We start from the raw sequence: 1,992 nt of genomic DNA, 5'->3' as shown, positions 1-1,992 counted from the left end.
GGTCTGCGACGGCGGGGTGGCGGGCGGCTTCCTGCGCCACGTCGCCGACTGCGTCGAGCAGCCCGCCCTCCTGGTCGCCAACGTCTGACCGGTCAGGCTCCCGGCCCCGGCCCTCCCCACGGAGGTCCGGGGCCGCGCCGCGTCCCCGCCCCCGCTCCCCGCCCCGGGCTCCCCGTCCCCCGCTCGCGATCTTGCACTTGCGGCCCTCGACGTGCCCGATTCGCACCCTTCTCCGGGGCCGCAAGTGCAAGATCGCCGCGGCGGCGCGGGTGACGCGAGCGAGGGAGTCCAGCGCTGGCCGTCTTGCGGGAACCTTGTTCCGGTGGGTGGGATCGGTCGAGATCTTGGTAGCAAAGTGGCCCTGTGGAGGCCGTTTCGTACCAAGATCTCGCCGGGTCGGAACCTCTCGCCGCCCTCCCTTCGTCGATCATGAGGTTGACGCGGACAAAAAGGACGCCGCGCGCCGTCAACTTCATGATCGACGGACAAGGGGCGGTCAAGAGGTGAGGAGGGCGGTGGTGGGAACCGGGCGGAGGGCGCGTGCGGCGCAAGCGGGGACGGGAATTACCTGTCCGGCACGATTCTCCGCAGCCTTTTCCGAGCAATTCCGCCGAAGGTGCCACGGCGTGATCCTGGGCCTACAGAATGTGGGCGAGAGGGTTCGGAAATGGGGGGCGAAATATGTTTGCGAGGCGCCGACTGACGCTTTTCGCGATGACTGTCGCAGCCGCGCCGCTGGCGGTCGGCGCGTGCACCGCCGGCCCGAAGTCGGTGGCGAAACAGGCCGAGGCGTCGCCGCCGTCGGTCACCGTGACACCCGCCGATCGCACGAAGAACGTGCCGATCAGCGCGGAGGTGGGCACGAAGGTCAGCAACGGCAAGGTGACAGCCGTCAAGCTGACCGACGACAAGGGCAACGCCGTACCGGCCCAGCCGCGGGAGGACGGCTCCGGCTGGGTGCCGGACCGGCCGCTGGCCAATTCCCGGACGTACACCGCGGAGGTGACCGCGACCGGCGATTCGGGGAAGACCGCCACGCAGAAGACGACGTTCACGACGATGGCCAAATCCACCAAACCGGCCGTCACCAGCGAATTGTATTTCCGGCCGAATCAGACGTACGGGACGGCGATGCCGGTGGTGCTCGGATTCGACCCGCCGATTCCGAAGGAGGCCCGCGCGGACGTGCAGCGCCGGCTGTTCGTGAAGACCGACCCGCCGCAGCCCGGCACCTGGTCGTGGGTGGCCGACGGCAAGCAGGCCGAGTACCGGGCGCCGGACCGCTGGAAGCCGGGCACGACGATCAGCGTGCGCAGCGCGTTGCAGGGGCTGCCCATCGGCAAGGAGGCGATCGGCGACTCCGACCGGGTCGCGACCGCCAAGGTCGGCCGGCAGGTGACGCTCGACATCGACAACGGGACCAAGCAGATGACCGTCTACGAGGACGGCAAGGTGCTCAAGAAGATCCCGGTCAGTCTCGGCAAGGAGAGCACGCCGACGTCCAGCGGCACCATGGTGATCATGGAGAAGCACGAGCACACCACGTTCGACACCCGGGGTGAGCCCAATGGCGGCTACGTGGTCGACGTGGACGACGCCCAGCGGCTGACCTGGGGCGGCGAGTTCATCCACTCCGCGCCGTGGTCGGAGGGGGAGCAGGGCTACACCAACACCTCGCACGGCTGCACGAACGTGTCGGCCACGGCCGCGGACTGGCTCATGGGCGTCACGCAGGTCGGTGACCTGGTGACAGTGCGGGGCACCGAGGTGAAGCTCGACCAGGGCAACGGCTTCACCGCCTGGAACGTCAGCTGGGACGAGTTCGCCAAGGGCAGCGCGCTGCCCGTACCGGCGGGGCTGAAGCCCACGCAGAGCGCCACGCCGCACCCGGGCGCGGTGGCCGGCGGGTCGGCGCCGGCGGCGGCGCCGTCGCGGAGCAACAGCGGCGGCTGAACCTGGGGAGGAACGGCCCCGTGCCGTGCTCAGTCCAGG

General features: G+C 69.9%; 1 protein-coding gene. It reads left to right on the top strand.

The window, feature by feature from the left end; all coding sequences use genetic code 11:
* Positions 1 to 681 precede the first annotated feature (681 nt).
* Complete coding sequence (locus KBX39_RS29885; RefSeq protein WP_210873740.1) at positions 682 to 1,953, top strand: Ig-like domain-containing protein; 1,272 nt, start codon at positions 682 to 684, stop codon at positions 1,951 to 1,953.
* The last annotated feature ends 39 nt before the right edge of the window (positions 1,954 to 1,992 follow it).

This window comes from Micromonospora sp. D75 (assembly GCF_018070405.1).
Lineage (GTDB): Bacteria > Actinomycetota > Actinomycetes > Mycobacteriales > Micromonosporaceae > Micromonospora > Micromonospora chalcea.
This window is presented reverse-complemented; position numbering and strand designations above follow the sequence as displayed.